Raw genomic sequence first — 1,785 nt, 5'->3', positions numbered from 1 at the left:
CCTGGCGGTGAAATCCTGTATGGTCTGTCGCAATATGAAGAGGACAAGCTTATAGCTAAATCTAATGGCACGATCGAGCGATATAATGAACCTCAATTTGATCAGGAAGCGGAAAGCTCAAAGCCTGGCCCGAAACCAAAGGCTAAGAGACCTAGCGCTAGCCGCAAAAAAGAAGAATAATGGCAAACTTTAAGGATTTTGTTAAACGTGATTTGGAAACTTTCATAAATCTTGACGAGTTTGCTGAAATACATCATATCGATGGCATGCCCGTGAAGTCCATTATAGACAGCGACGTTTTGCAGATTTATAGCAATGTGAAGGCCGAGCAGTATGATGGAGTCTATCGTAGTGTTTTAGCTCTCTACGTTAAGGAAGATGATCTTGGATATCGTCCCGTTAGAGACCAACACCTTGATATCGATGGATCTATTTATATCGTGGACGAGTGCTCTTCGGAGATGGGCATTCTGAAAATTGTGCTTGGGGTGGCAGAATCATGACGATCGAGGTAAGGGAAGAGCAATTTGAGCGCGCCAAGCTTGTTTTAAGCAACGTCCCAAAAGGAATAGAAAGGGCAATGGCATCAGCAATAAACAGAGCGGCTCAAAGTGGCAGAACAGAAGCGGTGAAAAAAGTGCGAGAGCGCTATATCGTAAAAGCATCGACTGTCCGTGAACCACTTAAAATTGAACGTGCCAGCTCTTCTTCCCCTATTGCCATATTAAGAGCTGTAGGCAGGGTGATCCCGCTTTCTAAGTTCAAGATTCGCCCATCCAAGCCTACGCCAGGCAGGTCTAAACCAGTAACTGCGACGGTAATCAAGGGCAAAGGTGGCACTATACCTAAAGCGTTTGTTGCCCGCATGCCAGCAGGCCATGTTGGCGTATATCGCAGAAAGGGCAGACCGAGGCTGCCTATCATGGAACTGTATGGTCCTTCTGCCCCTCAAATGATCGGGAATGAAGAGGTTATGCGAGCACTCGAAGAAAAGGCTCAGCAGACGCTTGATGAGCGTATGGAGCATGAGATTACCAGGCTCCTGGAGGGGATAAAATGAGCAGCCCTGTAGATTTAATTGACTCTATTTGCGATTTTTTGCGCAACTCTACAATCATGAACATGGACTTGGCTACCAAAAAAGATGAAGAGAAGGCTCTACAAGTTATAGCTGGGTATCTGCCACCCAAAAAATCAGTGCCTGACCCCGACTTTCCATTTGTGATCGTACGTATTGAAAGCTTTGAAGATAAGTTAGAGGGCGCAACCGCAAATATCAGCATGGTAGTCGGAACATATTCTGAAGATGCGCAAGACGGCTGGCGTGATGTAGTAAATATTGCAACAAGAATATGGTCAGAGTTATTCAGAAAGCGCGTTGTGGCAGGTAAATACCGAGTCGAATATCCATGCAAATTTATTTTGCCGGAAGAGCAACCCTTTCCTCAGTGGATCGGGATGCTTTCAACTGTATGGACGATAGCGCATCCGATTGAAGAAATTTTAGAAAGGGAGGTAGTGATCGATGGCGAGTTCTTCAGGTAAGGGGAAAAACATGCGGTTTAAGGCGTTCGGCCAAGTTAAGGTCGAGCGCCTTATTTATTGCGGGCCTAATCTACCTGGGGGCAAACTGACGAAATACAGGGTGTTCAAGGGCGGTATTCCAGAATATCTGAATGATGTGATCGCCAAATGTCCTGAGATAAAACGTCTGTTTGTCCCAGTAGCTGACTTGCAAATAACAGAAAATGCAATTAGCACGAAAGGAACACCTCAACAGCTTGC

5 protein-coding genes are annotated in these 1,785 nt (G+C 45.7%); all 5 read left to right on the top strand.

Annotated elements, in window-relative coordinates:
• Positions 1-180, top strand: a 180-nt coding sequence (locus Q7P41_RS05345) for a hypothetical protein (protein ID WP_303882746.1), incomplete at its 5' end; no start/stop codon positions are given.
• On the top strand, positions 180-503 hold the full coding sequence (locus Q7P41_RS05340; RefSeq protein ID WP_303882744.1) for a hypothetical protein: 324 nt from the start codon (positions 180-182) through the stop codon (positions 501-503). The genes Q7P41_RS05345 and Q7P41_RS05340, both read left to right, overlap by 1 nt.
• Positions 500-1,060, top strand: a complete 561-nt coding sequence (locus tag Q7P41_RS05335) for a phage tail protein (RefSeq protein WP_303882742.1) — start codon at positions 500-502, stop codon at positions 1,058-1,060. The genes Q7P41_RS05340 and Q7P41_RS05335 overlap by 4 nt, the downstream gene beginning before the upstream one ends.
• Positions 1,057-1,545 (top strand): hypothetical protein, encoded by a 489-nt coding sequence (locus tag Q7P41_RS05330; protein ID WP_303882741.1) that lies wholly within the window; start codon positions 1,057-1,059, stop codon positions 1,543-1,545. Before Q7P41_RS05335 ends, Q7P41_RS05330 begins: the two co-directional genes overlap by 4 nt.
• The coding region (locus Q7P41_RS05325; protein WP_303882739.1) for a hypothetical protein at positions 1,526-1,785 on the top strand (260 nt) is incomplete at its 3' end. The genes Q7P41_RS05330 and Q7P41_RS05325, both read left to right, overlap by 20 nt.

Source organism: Acetomicrobium mobile (assembly GCF_937920065.1).
Note: the sequence above shows the minus strand (reverse complement) of the source record. Positions and strands in the feature narration are given on the sequence as shown.

What these genes read in the sequence shown, in the direction of transcription:
- Q7P41_RS05340 (WP_303882744.1), top strand. Translation starts at nt 180, where the DNA reads ATGGCAAACTTTAAGGATTTTGTTAAACGTGATTTGGAAACTTTCATA.
- Q7P41_RS05335 (WP_303882742.1), top strand. Translation starts at nt 500, where the DNA reads ATGACGATCGAGGTAAGGGAAGAGCAATTTGAGCGCGCCAAGCTTGTT.
- Q7P41_RS05330 (WP_303882741.1), top strand. Translation starts at nt 1,057, where the DNA reads ATGAGCAGCCCTGTAGATTTAATTGACTCTATTTGCGATTTTTTGCGC.